Source organism: Cellulomonas aerilata (assembly GCF_007991755.1).
GTDB classification, from domain to species: Bacteria; Actinomycetota; Actinomycetes; order Actinomycetales; family Cellulomonadaceae; genus Pengzhenrongella; species Pengzhenrongella aerilata.
In genome coordinates, this window is record NZ_BJYY01000001.1 from 220,445 (window position 1) to 236,406 (window position 15,962).

Consider the following 15,962-nt stretch of genomic DNA (forward strand, 5'->3'; position numbering starts at 1 on the left):
GGAATGACCCTCACAGTCTACCTGGCGGAGGCCGCCAACCCCCGCCGCGGAGCCGCTATCCCCAGGTGTCGCGCGGACCGCGTCCCGGCACCGATCGCGGACCCCGCTTGAACCCCGGTCCGGACGGTCCCAGGACGCGCACCTCGGTGACCACGCCCTCCCCGACGTCGTCGGCCAGCCGGCGCAGCAGCTGCGGCGCGAGGAGCTTGAGGTTGGTCGCCCAGCTCGTCGAGTCCGTCCGCACCGTCAGCACGCCGTCCTCGAACGTCTCGGGCTCGCAGTGGTCGGCCACCTGGTCGCCCACGACGTCGCGCCAGCGCCCCACCACCCCGCCGACCGACACGTCCTGCGTCCAGCCGCGGTCGCGCACCAGGGCGGCCAGCGTGTCCGCGACCAGCCGGGGGTCGCGACCGTCCTTGCCCGGCGACCCGCGGGGCGGCTCCAGCGGCGAGCGGCGTCGCGGCTCCTGACCGGGCCGGATGCCGCGCGCGGCCGCCGCGGCCTTGGCGCGGTTGAGCGCGGCCCGCGCGACCTCGGCGGGCGGCGTGAGGTCGACCCGCTCGCCCACCGGGCGGACGTCCTCGCCCGGCGGCCGTCGCGGCGCGAGGTCCTCGGCGTCCGGGTCCTCGTCGGACCGGGCCGCCCGGGCCCCCGGCTCCGGTAGCTCGATCGGCTCCGCCGGCTGGACCGGGTCCCGGTCGTCAGACGGCACGGGTGACGGTCCCGTCCACGACGTCGACCCGCCCGCCGGACAGCTGCTCGGGCACGTCACCGGCGACCGCCGCGGTCACGAGCACCTGCCCGGCACCGGACACCAGCTGCGCCAGGCGGTCGCGCCGGCGGACGTCGAGCTCGGCGAAGACGTCGTCCAGGACGAGCACCGGCTCCCCGTCCTCGCCCCAGTCCGACACCCACTCCGGCCCGTCCGGCTCGGTCAGCAGCCGGTAGGACGCGAGCCTCAGCGCCAGGGCGAACGACCACGACTCCCCGTGGCTGGCGTACCCCTTGGCCGGGAGGCCGGCCAGCGTCAGGGTCAGGTCGTCGCGGTGCGGCCCGACGAGGCACACCCCGCGCTCGATCTCCCTGCTGCGCAGCCGACCCATCGCCTCGAGCAGCTGCGCCTCGAGGACCTCGACGCCCGGCAGCCGGGGGGCGGCCGGGTCCGGCGGCACCGACGGGCCCGACGGCCCGGCCGCGTCGGACGGGTCGCTCAGGGCGGCCTCCAGCGACGACCGGTACTCGATCCGTGCCTCGCCCTGCCCCGCACTGACCTGCTCGTACGCGCCGGCCACGTGCGGGTGCAGGGCGCCGACGAGCGCCTGACGTGCGGCGATGATCTGCGCACCGGTCTGGGCGAGCTTGGCGTCCCACACGTCGAGGGTGCGCAGGTCGGCACCGCCGCGTGCGCCACGCATCGCCGCGCCGGCGGACTTCAGCAGCGCGCTGCGCTGACGCAGCACCCGGTCGTAGTCGCCGACGACCGCGGCCATCCGCGGCGTCACCAGCAACGACAGCTCGTCCAGGAACCGGCGGCGCCCGTCCGGGTCGCCCTTCACCAGGGCCAGGTCCTCCGGCGCGAACAGGACGGTGCGCAGGATGCCCAGCACGTCACGGGCGCGCGGCACCGGGGACCGGTTGATCCGGGCGCGGTTCGCCCTGCCCGCGGTGACCTCGATCTCCACCAGCGTCGGACGGTCCCCGCGCACCACCTTGGCGCGCACGACCGCCCGCGGCGCGCCGGCCCGGATCAGCGCCGCGTCGGTGGGTACGCGGTGGCTGCCTAGGGTCGCGACGTACCCGATCGCCTCGACGAGGTTCGTCTTGCCCTGGCCGTTCGGTCCGACCAGCGCCGTGACCCCCGGCTCGAGCTCGAGGTCGACGGCGTGGTACGAGCGGAAGTCGGTCAGGGACAGGTGGGAGACGTACACGCAGGCTCTCGGGTCGACGGGCGGTGCGGGGGCGGCCCTGGCCGGCCGGACCTCACCGGTCCGGCCGGACGGGACGCCGTCGGGCGGCCGGTCAGCCGGCGACGGCCGGCTGACCCTCGCCGGTGCCGGCGGGCGGGAGGTGGACGCCGGCGGCGCGCACGGCGTGGCCGCCGAACTGCTGGCGCAGCGCCGCGACCGCCTGCATGGCCGGCGACGGCTCCTGCCGGGACGCGAACCGGGCGAACAGCGCGGCGGAGATCACCGGCAGGGGGACCGCGGCGTCGATCGCCTCGTCCACCGTCCAGCGGCCCTCGCCGGAGTCCTCGACGAAGTCGTCGATCGTGCCCAGCTCCGGGTCGGACTCGAGGGCCTTGACCAGCAGGTCCAGCAGCCAGGACCGCACGACCGTCCCGCGGGTCCACGCCTTGAGGGTGCCGGGGACGTCGGTGACGATGTCCTTCTTCGCCGACAGCAGCTCGAAGCCCTCGGCGTAGGCCTGCATGAGGCCGTACTCGATGCCGTTGTGCACCATCTTGGCGAAGTGGCCCGCGCCGACGCTGCCGGCGTGCACGAAGCCCTCGTCGCGCGGACCCTCGGGCCGCAGCGCGTCGAACACCGGCATGAGGGTGGCGACCGACTCGTCGTCGCCACCGACCATGAGCCCGTACCCGTTCTTCAGGCCCCACACGCCGCCGGAGACCCCGACGTCGAGGTAGCGGACGCCGCGCGGGCTGAGCACCTCGGCGTGCACGAGGTCGTCCTTGTAGTACGAGTTGCCGCCGTCGATGAGGATGTCGCCCGCGCCCAGCAGCCTGGCGAGCTCGTCCACGACGCCGCGCGTGATCGCACCGGCCGGGACCATGACCCACACGACGCGCTGCTCGGCCGGCAGCGCCTGGACGAGAGCCTCCAGCGACGGCACGTCCGTCACGTCGGGGTTGCGGTCGTAGCCGGTCACCTCGACCCCGCCGTCGCGCAGGCGCTCGCGCATGTTGGCGCCCATCTTGCCGAGACCCACCAGGCCGATGTGCATGTTCGAACCCCTCGTCAGCTCGCGAACCGGATCGGCACCAGCAGGTACCTGTACTGCTGGATGTCATCACCCTCGAGCGAGGTCTGCCCGGTGAACTCCACCGGCTTGTTCGGGTGCGTGAACGACAGCCGCACGAAGTCCGTGGTCAGCGCGCCCAGGCCGTCGAGCAGGAACTGGGGGTTGAACGCCACCGAGATGTCCTCGCCGACCAGCGCCGCCTCGAGCGCCTCGGACGCCTGGGCGTCGTCGCCCTGCCCCGCGTCCAGGACGACCTGGCCCTCGGTGAACGACAGCCGGATCGGGGTGTTGCGCTCGGCGACCAGGGCCACGCGCTTGGCGGCGTCGGCCAGCTGCTGGGTCGCCACGACCGCGTGGATCGGCGTCTCGTCGGGGAACAGCCGGCGCACGGCGGGGTAGTCGCCCTCGACGAGCAGCGACGTCGTGTGCCGGCCGCCCGCCTCGAAGCCGATGAGGTCGACGCCGGCGCCGGTGGCCAGGGCGACGTTGACCTGCGCGGCGCCGCCGAGCGACTTCGCGGCGTCGGAGAGCGTGCGGGCACGGACGAGCGCGACGGCCGACAAGTCCGGCGAGGCCGGGTTCCAGGTGAGCTCACGCATCGCCAGCCGGTAGCGGTCGGTGGCGAGCATGGTGATCTTCTCGCCCTCGATCTCGACCCGGACGCCGGTGAGCAGGGGCAGCGTGTCGTCCCGGCTGGCGGCCACGGTCACCTGCGCGACCGCCTGGGTCAGCTGGTCGCCGTCGATCGTCCCGGACAGCGGCGGCATCACCGGCAGTGCCGGGTAGTCCTCGACCGGCATGGTCAGCAGCGTGAAGCGGCTGGCACCGCAGGTGACGGTGACCTTGGTGCCGTCCAGCACCACGTCGACCGGCTTGGCCGGCAGGGCACGGGAGATCTCGGCGAGCAGGCGGCCCGAGACCAGGACGGTCCCCGGCTCGCTGACCTCGGCGACGACCTCGGACCGCGCCGAGACCTCGTAGTCGAAGCTCGACAGGTGCAGGGTCCCGGCCGCGTCCGCCTCGATCCGCACCCCGGCGAGCACCGGGACCGGCGGACGGGTGGGCAAGGAGCGTGCGGTCCAGGTGACGGCTTCGGCCAGGACATCGCGCTCGACCCGGAACTTCATGCCACTCCCCGTTCGCTGCGCCGTCGTCCACGCACGACGGCGTCAGGCGCCTCGTGGTGATTGCGTCCGAACACTACGGCAGAGCGCCAGGGGCGGGTAACGGTCCCGCGACCGCTCGTCCGACCCTGCGCCGGATCGCCCTCGTGCCCTGATGAAGGCGTTGTGGATCTCTCCTGGAATGACACGTTCATCGTTGTCATCGCCTCTGTGCACGGTGTGGACCGAGGACGAGTTCCCTGGTCAGGGCGGTGCCGACGCTGTGGACGCCCGCGGTGTCCGGGCCGTGGACCGCCGGGTGCGCCCGTGGACGGATAGATTCCTGTCATCTGGCGTCCACGGGAGCGACCCGTGGCGTCCACATGCGCCAGGCGCGCCGTCCACCGCCGTCCACAGAGATGTGCACAGGTGTGAACAAGGTCGCCTGTGAGCAGGACGACGTCGGTCCGGGCGGGCACAGCGGAGCGCCGTCCGGCGTGACAGGACCTGTGACTCCGACGGGGAGATCTCGGTGCGATTGCCGCCGTCGCGCTGCGCCCGCAGGTCAGCCGCGGCGCTGCTGCTTGATGCGGCTGGTGAGCTCGGTGACCTGGTTGTAGGTCGACCGCCGCTCGGCCATCTGCTCGCGGATCTTGCGGTTGGCGTGCATCACGGTGGTGTGGTCACGCCCGCCGAAGGCCTGGCCGATCTTGGGCAGCGACATGTCGGTGAGCTCCCGGCACAGGTACATGGCGATCTGCCGGGCCGTGACCAGCACCCGGGACCGTGACGACCCGCACAGGTCGTCGATCGTCAGCCCGAAGTACGAGGCCGTCTGCCCGATCACGACGGCGGCCGTGATCTGCTCGGCGTTGTCGTCGGAGATCAGGTCCTTGAGCACGATCTCGGCGAGCGCCTGGTCCACCTGCTGGCGGTTGAGGTTGGCGAACGCGGTGACCCGGATCAGGGCGCCCTCGAGCTCGCGGATGTTGGTGGAGATCTTCGACGCGATGTACTCCAGGACGTCGTCGGGTGCCTGGAGCCGCTCGCTGCCGGCCTTCTTGCGCAGGATCGCGATGCGCGTCTCGAGGTCCGGCGGCTGGACGTCGGTGATGAGGCCCCACTCGAACCGCGACCGCATGCGGTCCTCGAACCCGTTGAGCTGCTTGGGCGGCAGGTCGGAGGTGATCACGACCTGCTTGTTGGCGTTGTGCAGGGTGTTGAAGGTGTGGAAGAACTCCTCCATCGTCTGTTCCTTGCCCTGCAGGAACTGGATGTCGTCGACGAGGAGCACGTCGACCTCGCGGTAGCGGCGCTGGAAGGCGCCGGCCTTGTCGTCGCGGATCGAGTTGATGAAGTCGTTGGTGAACTCCTCGGAGTTCACGTACCGCACGCGGACCCCGGGGTACAGGTTGTGCGCGTAGTGGCCGATCGCGTGCAGCAGGTGCGTCTTGCCCAGCCCCGAGTCGCCGTAGATGAACAGCGGGTTGTACGCCTTGGCCGGCGCCTCGGCGACCGCGACCGCCGCCGCGTGCGCGAACCGGTTCGACGAGCCGATGACGAACGTCTCGAACAGGTACTTGGGGTTGAGCCGTGCCGGCTCGACCACGATCTTCTTGCCCGGGACGCTCCGCTGACCGGTGTACCCGGGCTCGAACGGCTGGTCGTCGTAGGACAGGTCGTCGTCGAAGGGACGCATGACGTCGTCGTCCACGGCGACCGGGAGCGGCGGCGCGGGCCGCAGCGTCGTCGGCTCCGGGATCGGCGTCTCCAGGTCGGGGTCGACGGTGATGGCGAACCGTGCCTCGCGACCGAGCGCGTGGGTCAGCGCGGCGTTGACCTCGGCGCGCACCCGGGACTCGAGGTAGTCCTTGGTGAGGTCGTTGCGGACCGCGAGCAGCATGGTCCCGTCCAGCAGCCCGAGGGGCTTGGCGAGCTTGACGAAGGCGAGCTGACGAGGGGTGACGTCGGGGCTCTCCTCGATCTGCGCGAGGGCCCGGTCCCAGACATGGCTGATGCCCTCGTCCTGTCCTGACACGGTCATCCTCGCTGCAGCTGGTCGCACGTCCGGCCGGAAGTCTGGCACGGCCCCCCGTGATCCACACAGTTGTCCACACCCTGTGTGATCTCCGCGACCTGCCCGTGACCTTCGTGGCAGGATCGCGCCAGCACGCGGGCGGGACTCCGCCGAGGATCTTCCCCCGGCGTGGCGTGCCGGCGCCAGTACCTCACGAGTGATATCGCACCCACGCGCCACCATTTGACCCGGTCGAGCGGCGGAGCGTAACGTTGCCAAGCCGTTCTCGACGGCTCCCCCGTCGTGCCCGCACGACGGACCACCGCGGCCCGTCGCCGCGACGTCGGGGTGGCAGCAGACCTGGCACCGCTCACGCCGAGCGGTGTGATCCCCGAAGTACTTGGAGAACCCTCGTGAGCAAGCGGACCTTCCAGCCGAACAACCGGCGCCGGGCGAAGACCCACGGCTTCCGCCTGCGGATGCGCACCCGCGCGGGCCGCGCGATCCTCGCCGCGCGTCGCCGCAAGGGCCGCGAAGAGCTCTCCGCCTGACCGCTCGGTGCTCCCCGCGGCGTCCCGCATGCGCCGCCCTGCCGAGTTCGAGCAGGCGGTGCGTCGCGGTGCCCGCAGCGGGACGACGTCTCTCGTGGTGCACCTCGCGAGCGACTCGGTCCCGGGCACGAACCCCCACGTGGGGTTCGTCGTCGCGAAGAGCGTCGGCAACGCCGTGGTGCGCAACCGCGTCAAGCGCCGGCTGCGCGCCCAGATGACACATCGGATCGACCAGCTGCCCGACGGTGGGCGGCTGGTCGTTCGTGCGTTGCCTCCTGCGGCGGGCCTGACGTCCGACGCCCTGGCCCGCGATCTCGACCGGGCGCTGGCCGGGGCGACGAAGCGCCTGCGTTCCCGGCAGCGGTGACGTCATGGCTGACGACGTCCCCGACGAGCGTCCCGTGCACGGGGCGGCGGCGTGGCCACGGCGGGTCGTGGGCTGGTTCCTGCGCCTCTACCAGCAGGTGGTGTCGCCGCTGTACCCGCCGTCGTGCCGCTTCTACCCGAGCTGCTCGCAGTACGCCCTGGTCGCCGTGGAGCGGCACGGCGTGCTGCGGGGCGCGGCGCTGGCGGCGTGGCGGCTGCTGCGGTGCAACCCGTGGAACCCCGGTGGGGTGGACGACGTTCCGCCCGCGAGGGTGAAGGATGAGGCTCGGACCTCGCACGACCACCAGCACTGAACAGCGCCCTTCGCGGGCACCTGAGCTCTGACCGACGTAGGGATCGCACCGATGGACTTCTTCGCCTTCCTGGCACCGATCGAATGGGTCGTCGCCTGGATCATGTACCTGGCGCACTCGGGGCTCACCGCCGTGGGGCTGTCGCCGGAGTCCGGGCTCGCCTGGGGGCTCTCCATCGTCGTGCTCGTGATCGTGATGCGGATCCTGCTGATCCCGCTCTTCTTCAAGCAGATCAAGGCGTCGCGCGGGATGCAGCTGCTCGCGCCGGAGATGCAGGCGATCCAGAAGAAGTACAAGGGGAAGACCGACCCCGCGTCCCGCGAGGCGATGAGCCGCGAGACGATGGCGCTGTACAAGAAGCACGGCACGAACCCGTTCGCGTCCTGCCTGCCGATCCTCGCCCAGTCCCCGATCTTCTTCGCGCTGTTCCGCGTGCTGAACTCGCTCGACGAGATCGGCGCCGGCACGGCGGACCCGATCGGCCCGCTCGGTCGGGCGGTCGCCGAGCAGGCCGAGCGTTCGACGATCTTCGGTGCACCCCTGTCGTCGACGTTCATGCAGGCCGCCGCCGAAGGTGCGGCCGCGGGCAGCACGCGCATCGTCACGATCCTGCTGATCGTGGCCATGTCAGCGACGACGTTCCTCACCCAGCGCCAGCTGACGATGAAGAACATGCCGCCGTCGGCGCTGCAGGGCCCGATGGCGCAGCAGCAGAAGGTGCTGCTGTACGTCCTGCCGTTGATCTTCGCGTTCTCGGGCGTCAACTTCCCGATCGGCGTGCTCTTGTACTGGACGACCACGAACCTGTGGTCGATGGGCCAGCAGTTCTACACGATCCGGCGCATGCCGACCCCGGGGTCCGAGGCCGCCAAGCGGCTCGAGGCCCGCAAGGCGCGCAAGGGCCAGGGCGTGGTGGGTGCTGACAGCGCGGGATCCGCGGCCGGCGGCTCGACGACCCTCGACCCGGTGGTCCCCAAGGGTCAGCGTCAGCAGCCGGTCCGCAAGGAGCGCGCCAAGAAGGCACCCGCGCCGGGATCGAAGCCGGCGGCGACCACCAAGCCCGGTGGTGGCGGGACCCCCGGCGGCACCGCGAAGTCGGGGCCCGGCGCAGCCGCCCGGCCCGGGGGCGCGACCGCCATGCGTCCCGCGGCGGAGCCGAAGGGCACCCAGCACGGTGGCGGACGCCAGCGTCCGGCGGGGTCCGGCGACGACGCCGCGGCCTCCCCCACCACGAAGCCGACCAACTGACCGTGCCCTCGGGGCATCTCCTGGAGAGGGAGCAGTCATGACGACATCCGCAGAGCAGCAGGTGCCGGCCGAGCCCACCGCGATGAAGCGGCTGGAGGAGGAGGGCGAGATCGCCGCCGACTACCTCGAGGAGCTGCTCGACATCGCCGACCTGGACGGCGACATCGACATCGACATCGACCACGGGCGGGCGGCCGTGGAGATCGTGGCGGAGGCCGGCTCCGAGCGGGCGCTCGCACGTCTGGTCGGTCAGGACGGTGAGGTGCTCGACGCGCTGCAGGAGCTCACGCGGCTGGCCGTGCAGGCCAAGACCGGCGACCGGAGCAGGTTGATGCTAGACATCGCCGGGTTCCGCGCCGGTCGCCGGACGGAGCTGCTGGCGGTCGCCGCCGCGGCGATCGCGACCGTGCGGTCCTCCGGCACGCGGTTGGCGCTGGAGCCGATGAACCCGTTCGAGCGGAAGGTGGTGCACGACGCCGTCGCCGCCGCCGGGCTGACGAGCGACTCCGAGGGCGTCGAGCCGGCACGGCACGTGGTGATCCACCCCGCGTGAGGCAGCGCGCGGCTTCCGGGTGTCGCCGCGTCGCTCAGTGGTTGAAGCGTCAATGAGTAGGCGGGTGTGGTTTCACGTGGAACGAGCCGGCGGTGCGGCTGCCGAGGTGAGCGGCGGAGGTGGCTCTGCCTCGGCCGGGCGTGACGGCGAGGACGTAGCGGCTGCGGGCTCGGTGGGTCGTGAGGCGCCGACCGAGGCGCCCGTGGACCGGCTGGCTGGCGACCCGCGGGTCGAGAGCTACCTGGGACCGGCGTTCCCGGTGGTGTCCGCGTTCCACACGATGCTCACCGAGGAGGGCGTCCTCCGCGGTCTGATCGGCCCGCGTGAGGTGGCGCGGCTGTGGGAGCGGCACCTCCTCAACAGCGCTGCCGTGGCTCAGCACCTGCCGGGCACGGGGCAACTGGTGGACGTCGGCTCCGGAGCCGGCCTCCCCGGCGTCGTCCTCGCGGCCATGCTGCCGGATGTCGAGGTCGTCCTCGTCGAGCCGATGGAGCGGCGGGTCGACTGGCTCTCCGAGGTGGTCGCCCGCCTCCGGCTGGACAACGTGGTCGTGCGGCGCGGCCGGGCGGAGGAGTTCCACGGCGCCGTCGAGGCCGAGGCCGTCACCGCGCGTGCCGTGGCGCCGCTGGACCGCCTCGCGCGGTGGACCCTCCCCCTGCTGGTGCCGGGTGGCGTCCTGGTGGCGCTCAAGGGCCGGCAGGCTGCCGATGAGGTGGAGGCGGCGAGGCACGTGCTGCGCAAGCTCGGCGGTGGCGCGACGCAGGTCCTCGAGGCAGGGACGGTCGAGGGGCTGGAGACGACGACGGTCGTGCGGGTCGTCAAGGACGCTGCCCGCCGACGCTGACGACCGCCGGCGCGCGGCGGGACGGGGTTGCCAGGTGCACGTCGGTCGGCTCAGCGCACGGAGGCGAACCTGGGACCCTTCGGGTCACGGGTCGGCGGAACCGGTGCGGGACGTGAAGCCCTCTGCGGAGATGTCGACGTGCCGGCACGGTGACCGGCATCCAGGTGTGCGCTCGTCACGGACGTGGGTGCCAGCCGTCCCGTCGGCGGTCGGGGGGTGAGACCTGCGTCGAAGCGACGGGTCGTCCGCGCGGACGAGAAGGCGAGCGGGTGGCCGCGTCCACAGCGCGCGGCCGCGGTGGTGGCGACCTGTGGCAAGCACCGATGCGTGCGCTGGACCCGCGAGCATGGGTCGTTCGGCCGCGGTACGTGGTCGGAGGCGACGGACGGACCAGTCGCGGTGACGTGTTGCGTCAGTCGCCGCCCGATCGCTCGTCCGTCCCGGTCGCAGGCGAACCGCTGACGGTCGCGCTGTCGGTGGCCTTCGACATCGCACCGCTGCGTCAGGTGTGCCCATCTGCACAGGGCCGGCGATGGCCACGGTGCGTCAGCCAGATCGATCCAGGCGCCCGCGGTGCTCCGGTTCATCATCGAGCGCCGTCTGCTTCAGGACGCAGGACGATGCTGGCGACAGGCGAGGCGCTGTGTCGTTCCGGACCGCTCGGCATCCGCTTGAGTGCACGCATGCTCGAAACGCGGCGGTCGTGCCTGGGTCAGTGGGTCCGACGTGGTCGGAATGATGTGCTCCGTTGCGTCGCTCTGGGTGCCCCCGGGAAGTTTCTACTCGGGCTCGTCCTCGACCTCGGCCTCGGCGGCAGGTGGGAGCGCTCTCACGCCGGTGGGCAGAAGTTGCAAGTGAGCGATGCTGACGTCCCGACCGACGGCGGGTGTCGGTGGCAGGGCGCGGGGGTCCGCGGCAGAGCGTCGGTGTCCGCGAGGGCGCCGGTGTCCACGGCGGAGCAGGGAGGTCCTCTCGGAAGACTGGTGCCTCGAGGGCGGCTGGCGGCTTCGACGTCGCACGGAGCGGGTCATGGACCTCCCACTGGCTCGGTCCAGCGACGCACCGAGGGCGCTCTTCGTCGAGCACGGCGCCCCCGGCGTGGGCGGTCAGGACTCCTGGTCAGCGCGGGTTAGGCTCCTCGGCGTGATCAGCGGAGCAAAGCCATGAACGCCGTGGCGGCGGAGTTCGACGGGGCTCCACGGACCGGCATGAGCGACGGGACAGCAGGTCACGGTGCGGCGCTCGTGGACGCGGCGACCGGGTCGCCGGCGAGCGGTGACGTCGATGTTTCACGTGAAACGGCCCGATCAGGCCAGGCGAGGACCGACGTTTCACGTGAAACATCGGCGGGTACGGCGTCGGTGGACGACCGGCGTCGAGCCGCACTCGTCGACAGCCTCCCCTCGGGCGATGAGTCGACTCCCCTCATGGCAGAGCTCGCGCGGGACGCGCGGCGCCGGATCCAGCTGCGCGGGCGCCGGTTCCCCAAGCCGGGCACCACGCGGGTTCTGACGGTCGCGAACCAGAAGGGTGGCGTCGGCAAGACGACCACAGCCGTCAACCTGGCTGCAGCGCTCGCCAAGGGCGGGCTCAACGTGCTGGTGATCGACAACGACCCGCAGGGCAACGCGTCGACCGCTCTCGGGATCGAGCACCGCGCCGGCACTCCGTCGGTGTACGAGGTGCTCGTCGACGACGCCCCGATGAGCGCGGCCGTCCAGCAGTGCCCCGACTTCCCGCGGCTGTGGTGCCTGCCGGCGACGATCGACCTGTCCGGCGCGGAGATCGAGCTCGTGTCGCTCGTTTCACGTGAAACACGGCTGCGCCGAGCGTTGGACGAGTACGTGGTCACGCGTGAGCGCGACGGACTCGAGCGCCTCGACTACGTGTTCGTCGACTGTCCCCCGAGCCTCGGACTGCTGACGGTCAACGCCTTCGTCGTCGCCCGCGAGGTCCTGATCCCCATCCAGTGCGAGTACTACGCGCTCGAAGGGCTGAGCCAGCTGCTCAAGACGATCGAGCTGATGCGCGCGCACCTCAACCCGGAGCTGAGGGTCAGCACCATCCTCCTGACCATGTACGACGCCCGCACGAATCTCGCGCAGCAGGTGGCGGCCGAGGTGCGCGAGCACTTCCCCGAGGTGACCTTGCGGACCACGGTCCCGCGCTCGGTGCGCGTGTCGGAGGCGCCGGGATACGGGCAGACGGTCATGAGCTACGACAGCGGGTCCAGCGGTGCGCTGGCCTACCTCGAGGCTGCGCGCGAGCTGGCGGAGCGTGGGGCAGCAACAGTGGCGCACGCCGCCACGGACGGAGAGCACACACGATGAGCGAGAAGCGACGGGGGCTCGGGCGCGGCCTCGGCGCCCTGATCCCGACGGCATCGGACGGGCAGCGTCCGGTGGACGTCTTCTTCCCGGACGTCGAGGGTGCTCGGAACGCTGCTGCGGCGGCGGCCACCACGGCGGACGGCGCGTCGACGATCTTCCGGGAGGGCGCGGCGGTCGTGGCGAGCCCGCCGGCACTCGACCCGGCGCCGCGAACCGATGTTTCACGTGAAACGGACGAGCTGGTGCCGGTGCCGGGTGCCTACTTCGCCGAGATCCCGGTCGGCGCGATCCGCCCGAACGCCCGCCAGCCGCGGACGGAGTTCGACGAGGACGCCCTGGAAGAGCTGGCCGGCTCGATCCGGGAGATCGGTGTGCTGCAACCGGTCGTCGTCCGGGCAGCCCGGGACGGGGAGCCGGGCTACGAGCTCATCATGGGGGAGCGCCGCTGGCGTGCGACGCAGCTCGCCGGCCTGTCGGTCGTCCCGGCGATCGTCCGGGAGACCGACGACGCGGACCTGCTGCGGGACGCGCTGCTGGAGAACCTGCACCGCAGCCAGCTCAACCCGCTCGAGGAGGCGGCCGCGTACCAGCAGCTCCTGGAGGACTTCGGCTGCACGCACGACGAGCTGGCCGCCCGGATCTCCCGGTCCCGCCCGCAGATCTCGAACACGCTGCGGCTCCTGCGGCTCCCCCCGCTGGTGCAGCGCCGGGTCGCCGCCGGGGTGCTCTCCGCGGGCCACGCCCGAGCGCTCCTCGGTCTCGCCGACGGTGCGGCGATCGAGCGACTCGCCCAGCGCATCGTCGCCGAGGGGCTGTCGGTCCGCGCGACCGAGGAGATCGTCGCGCTGGGCGGTGACACCCCTCGTCCGACGACGCCGGCGCGCCGTGCGGTGGGCAGTCCGCGTCTCCAGGCGGTCGAGGATCTCGCCGCCCGGCTCTCCGACCGCTTCGAGACCCGGGTGAAGGTCGCCCTCGGCAAGAGCAAGGGCCGCATCACGGTCGAGTTCGCGTCGGTGCAGGACCTCAACCGGATCCTGGCGACCCTGTCCCCCGAGGACGCCGGACTGCTGAAGCCCTGAGGCGCCGCCGACTGCCGATCTCCAGCGCCGCCCTACACGGGGACGGCGCCGGGCATCAGCTCGCCGTTGCGCACGCGCTGTCGCAGGCAACGTCGTGCCCGCCCAGCTGGGTGAACGAGAGCCCACCGTTCGGCAAGGGAAGCGCATAGAAATCGATATCGAAACGCTGGCGGTGATCGGCGGACGTGGAGGGGAGCCGAACCGGCGCTCGGGACGCCGAACGGGTGCTCGGACCGCTCTCAGACCCCAGTCGCGGCGGCGTCCCGCAACGCCAGCTGGACGAGCTCGCGGTACAGCGTCCCGAGGTCGTGCCCGGCGGCCGTCGCGGCCTGCGGGAACAGGGAGGTCTCCGTCATGCCCGGGGCGACGTTGACCTCGAGGAAGTGCGCGACGCCGTCGTCGGTCAGGACGAGGTCCGTGCGGGACAGGTGTCGCAGTCCCAGCGCGCGGTGCGCCTGGAGGGCCATGTCCGCGGCCGCTCGCGCCGTCGCGGCGTCGAGGCGCGCCGGGGCGAAGTACTCCGTGCGGCCGGGGTTGTAGCGGGCGTCGTAGTCGTACGGCCCATCGGTGACCACCTCGACCGCCGGCAGAGCACGCAGACCGTCCGGGCTCTGCACGACGCTGACGGCCATCTCCCGGCCCTCCACCGCACGCTCGACCAGGGCCGTGTCCCCGTAGGCGAACGCGTCGACCATGGCCCGCGGCAGCTCCGCGGCGTCGCGCACGAGTGTCACGCCCAGCGCCGAGCCGCCACGGGACGGCTTGACCACCAACGGCAGGCCCAGCCGCTGGACGATCGCCTCCAGGACCCGTCCTGCCCCGAGCTCGCGGAACAGGCTCTGCGGCAGCGTGACGAAGTCCGGAGTGCGCAGGCCGGCACGGGCGACGACCGTCTTGGCTACCGGCTTGCTCCATGCGACGCGGCTCGCGCGTGGGTCCGTGCCCAGGTACGGCAGGTCCAGCATCTCCAGGACGTCCCGGACCGACCCGTCCTCACCCGTCGCACCGTGCAGGAGCGGCCACACGAGGTCCGGCCGGGCCTGGGTGAGCGCGGGGATGAGGTCGGAGTCGACGTCGTGCACGGTGACCTCGATGCCGGCCCCGCGCAGCGCCTCCGCGACCCGGCGTCCCGAGCGCAGCGACACGTCCCGCTCGTGCGACAGGCCGCCGGCCAGGACGACCACGCGCGGCTTGGGCGCCACGTGGGGCGCGGCACCGGGGGAGGGCGTCGTCGGGGCGGCAGCGGTGGTCACGGATGGTCCTCCTGGAGCAACGGGTGGGGACGTCGGCGTCAGGCGAGGTCGGGCGACGGCGCCTGGACGTCGTCACCGGGCCGCGCGCCGGAGGTGCCGAACAGCGACACGAGCTCGGTCTCGCCGGCGACGACCCCGGCGAGCCGCCGGACGCCCTCCCGGATGCGCTCCGGGGTCGGGAAGCAGAACGACAGCCGCATGTGGTCGTGCCCGCGGTCGTCGAAGTAGAACGCGGTCCCCGGGACGTAGGCGACCCGAGCGGTGACCGCGCGCGGCAGCATGGCCTTGGCGTCCAGGCCCTCCGGGAGCCGGACCCAGGTGTAGAAGCCGCCGTCCGGCACGGTCCACGAGGCGTCGGGCAGGTGCTCCCCGAGGGCGCCGACCATCGCGTCGCGCCGCTCGCGGTACAGCTCCTGGAACGCCTTGATCTGCCCGCGCCAGTCGCACGTCGACAGGTAGGCGGAGATGGACAGCTGTGACGCGTTCGAGGGGCTGAGGATCGACGACTCGCTGGCCAGGACGAGCTTCTCGCGGACCGCGTGCGGGGCGACGGCCCAGCCCACGCGGTAGCCGGGCGCGAACGTCTTGGAGAACGAGCCCAGGTAGATCACCCCGTCGGAGCTCAGCGACCGCAGCGCCGGCAGCGGCTCGCCGGAGAACCCGAGCAGGCCGTACGGGTTGTCCTCGAGGACCAGGACGCCGTGCCGACGGGCGATCGCCAGGATCTGCGGCCGCCGCTCCGCGGACAGCGTCACCCCGGCGGGGTTGTGGAAGTTCGGGACGGTGTAGAGGAGCTTGACCGTGCGCCCCTGGCGGGCGAGCGCCGTGAGCGTCTCGTCCAGCGCGGCGGGGACGAGGCCGTGCTCGTCGAGCGGCACGTGGACGACGTCGGCCTGGTACGCGCGGAAGACACCGAGCGCCCCGACGTAGCTCGGCGCCTCGGCGACGACGACGTCACCGGGATTGACGAAGATGCGCGTCACAAGGTCCAGAGCTTGTTGGCTGCCGGTCGTGACGACGACGTCGTCGGGGTGGGCGTCGATGCCCTCCAGTCGCATGACTTCGAGGATCTGCTCGCGGAGCGTCTCGTCGCCCTGCCCGGAGCCGTACTGCAGCGCCACGGTCCCGCGGGTGGCGACCACCCGGCGGGTCATGTCGGCGAGGACGTCCAGGGGGAGGCCCTCGAGGTACGGCATGCCGCCGGCCAGGGACACGACCTCGGGGCGGTTGGCGACGGCGAACAGCGCGCGGATCTCCGACGCGCGCATGCCGTGGGCGCGGTCGGCGTAGGCGTCGAGCCAGGGGTCGAGCCGGGTCCCGTGCGT

At 72.3% G+C, this 15,962-nt stretch carries 15 protein-coding genes; 8 read left to right on the top strand and 7 right to left on the bottom strand.

From position 1 onward, the window contains the following. Positions 1 to 55: 55 nt before the first annotated feature. From CAE01nite_RS00960 to dnaA, 5 genes are all read right to left on the bottom strand, one after another. Positions 56 to 712, bottom strand: a complete 657-nt coding sequence (locus CAE01nite_RS00960) for a DciA family protein (RefSeq protein ID WP_307724963.1) — start codon at positions 710 to 712, stop codon at positions 56 to 58. Then, entirely contained in the window at positions 702 to 1,928 is a 1,227-nt protein-coding gene (gene recF, locus CAE01nite_RS00965) for a DNA replication/repair protein RecF (RefSeq protein WP_146898615.1), read from the bottom strand. Before recF ends, CAE01nite_RS00960 begins: the two co-directional genes overlap by 11 nt. Before the next feature lie 91 nt (positions 1,929 to 2,019). Next, positions 2,020 to 2,961: a phosphogluconate dehydrogenase (NAD(+)-dependent, decarboxylating) gene (gene gnd / locus CAE01nite_RS00970; protein WP_146898617.1), complete on the bottom strand. Its 942-nt coding sequence runs from the start codon at positions 2,959 to 2,961 to the stop codon at positions 2,020 to 2,022. A gap of 14 nt (positions 2,962 to 2,975) precedes the next feature. Next, positions 2,976 to 4,106, bottom strand: a complete 1,131-nt coding sequence (dnaN, locus tag CAE01nite_RS00975) for a DNA polymerase III subunit beta (RefSeq protein ID WP_146898620.1) — start codon at positions 4,104 to 4,106, stop codon at positions 2,976 to 2,978. A 541-nt stretch (positions 4,107 to 4,647) separates the two neighbouring features. Then, positions 4,648 to 6,126 carry a chromosomal replication initiator protein DnaA gene (dnaA, locus tag CAE01nite_RS00980; protein ID WP_146898623.1) on the bottom strand — a complete coding sequence of 493 codons (1,479 nt, stop codon included), beginning with the start codon at positions 6,124 to 6,126 and terminating at the stop codon, positions 4,648 to 4,650. Positions 6,127 to 6,512: 386 nt separating this feature from the next. Between dnaA and rpmH the strand changes: the two genes are divergently transcribed. The 8 genes from rpmH to CAE01nite_RS01020 all read left to right on the top strand — a co-directional run bounded on the left by rpmH (position 6,513) and on the right by CAE01nite_RS01020 (position 13,384). Next, the gene (gene rpmH, locus CAE01nite_RS00985; protein WP_109131294.1) at positions 6,513 to 6,650 is read left to right on the top strand and encodes a 50S ribosomal protein L34; all 138 of its coding nucleotides are present in this window, start codon (positions 6,513 to 6,515) and stop codon (positions 6,648 to 6,650) included. Between the two features lie 7 nt (positions 6,651 to 6,657). Then, positions 6,658 to 7,017: a ribonuclease P protein component gene (rnpA, locus tag CAE01nite_RS00990; RefSeq protein WP_146898625.1), complete on the top strand. Its 360-nt coding sequence runs from the start codon at positions 6,658 to 6,660 to the stop codon at positions 7,015 to 7,017. Between the two features lie 4 nt (positions 7,018 to 7,021). Beyond that, positions 7,022 to 7,330, top strand: a complete 309-nt coding sequence (yidD, locus tag CAE01nite_RS00995) for a membrane protein insertion efficiency factor YidD (RefSeq protein WP_146898628.1) — start codon at positions 7,022 to 7,024, stop codon at positions 7,328 to 7,330. Positions 7,331 to 7,381: 51 nt separating this feature from the next. Next, the gene (yidC, locus tag CAE01nite_RS01000) at positions 7,382 to 8,578 is read left to right on the top strand and encodes a membrane protein insertase YidC (RefSeq protein WP_146898631.1); all 1,197 of its coding nucleotides are present in this window, start codon (positions 7,382 to 7,384) and stop codon (positions 8,576 to 8,578) included. 37 nt (positions 8,579 to 8,615) lie between these two features. Then, positions 8,616 to 9,131, top strand: coding sequence for a Jag family protein (locus tag CAE01nite_RS01005; protein WP_146898634.1), 516 nt, complete (start codon positions 8,616 to 8,618; stop codon positions 9,129 to 9,131). Between the two features lie 202 nt (positions 9,132 to 9,333). Next, complete coding sequence (rsmG, locus tag CAE01nite_RS01010) at positions 9,334 to 9,975, top strand: 16S rRNA (guanine(527)-N(7))-methyltransferase RsmG (RefSeq protein WP_246130926.1); 642 nt, start codon at positions 9,334 to 9,336, stop codon at positions 9,973 to 9,975. A 1,427-nt stretch (positions 9,976 to 11,402) separates the two neighbouring features. Next, on the top strand, positions 11,403 to 12,305 hold the full coding sequence (locus CAE01nite_RS01015) for a ParA family protein (protein WP_146898640.1): 903 nt from the start codon (positions 11,403 to 11,405) through the stop codon (positions 12,303 to 12,305). Next, positions 12,302 to 13,384 carry a ParB/RepB/Spo0J family partition protein gene (locus CAE01nite_RS01020; RefSeq protein WP_146898643.1) on the top strand — a complete coding sequence of 361 codons (1,083 nt, stop codon included), beginning with the start codon at positions 12,302 to 12,304 and terminating at the stop codon, positions 13,382 to 13,384. Before CAE01nite_RS01015 ends, CAE01nite_RS01020 begins: the two co-directional genes overlap by 4 nt. A 239-nt stretch (positions 13,385 to 13,623) precedes the next feature. Here the strand turns inward: CAE01nite_RS01020 and CAE01nite_RS01025 are convergent, their stop codons facing one another. Next, positions 13,624 to 14,586, bottom strand: a complete 963-nt coding sequence (locus tag CAE01nite_RS01025) for a D-alanine--D-alanine ligase family protein (protein ID WP_146899799.1) — start codon at positions 14,584 to 14,586, stop codon at positions 13,624 to 13,626. 89 nt (positions 14,587 to 14,675) lie between these two features. Further along, positions 14,676 to 15,905 carry an aminotransferase-like domain-containing protein gene (locus CAE01nite_RS01030; RefSeq protein WP_246130967.1) on the bottom strand — a complete coding sequence of 410 codons (1,230 nt, stop codon included), beginning with the start codon at positions 15,903 to 15,905 and terminating at the stop codon, positions 14,676 to 14,678. Positions 15,906 to 15,962 lie beyond the last annotated feature (57 nt).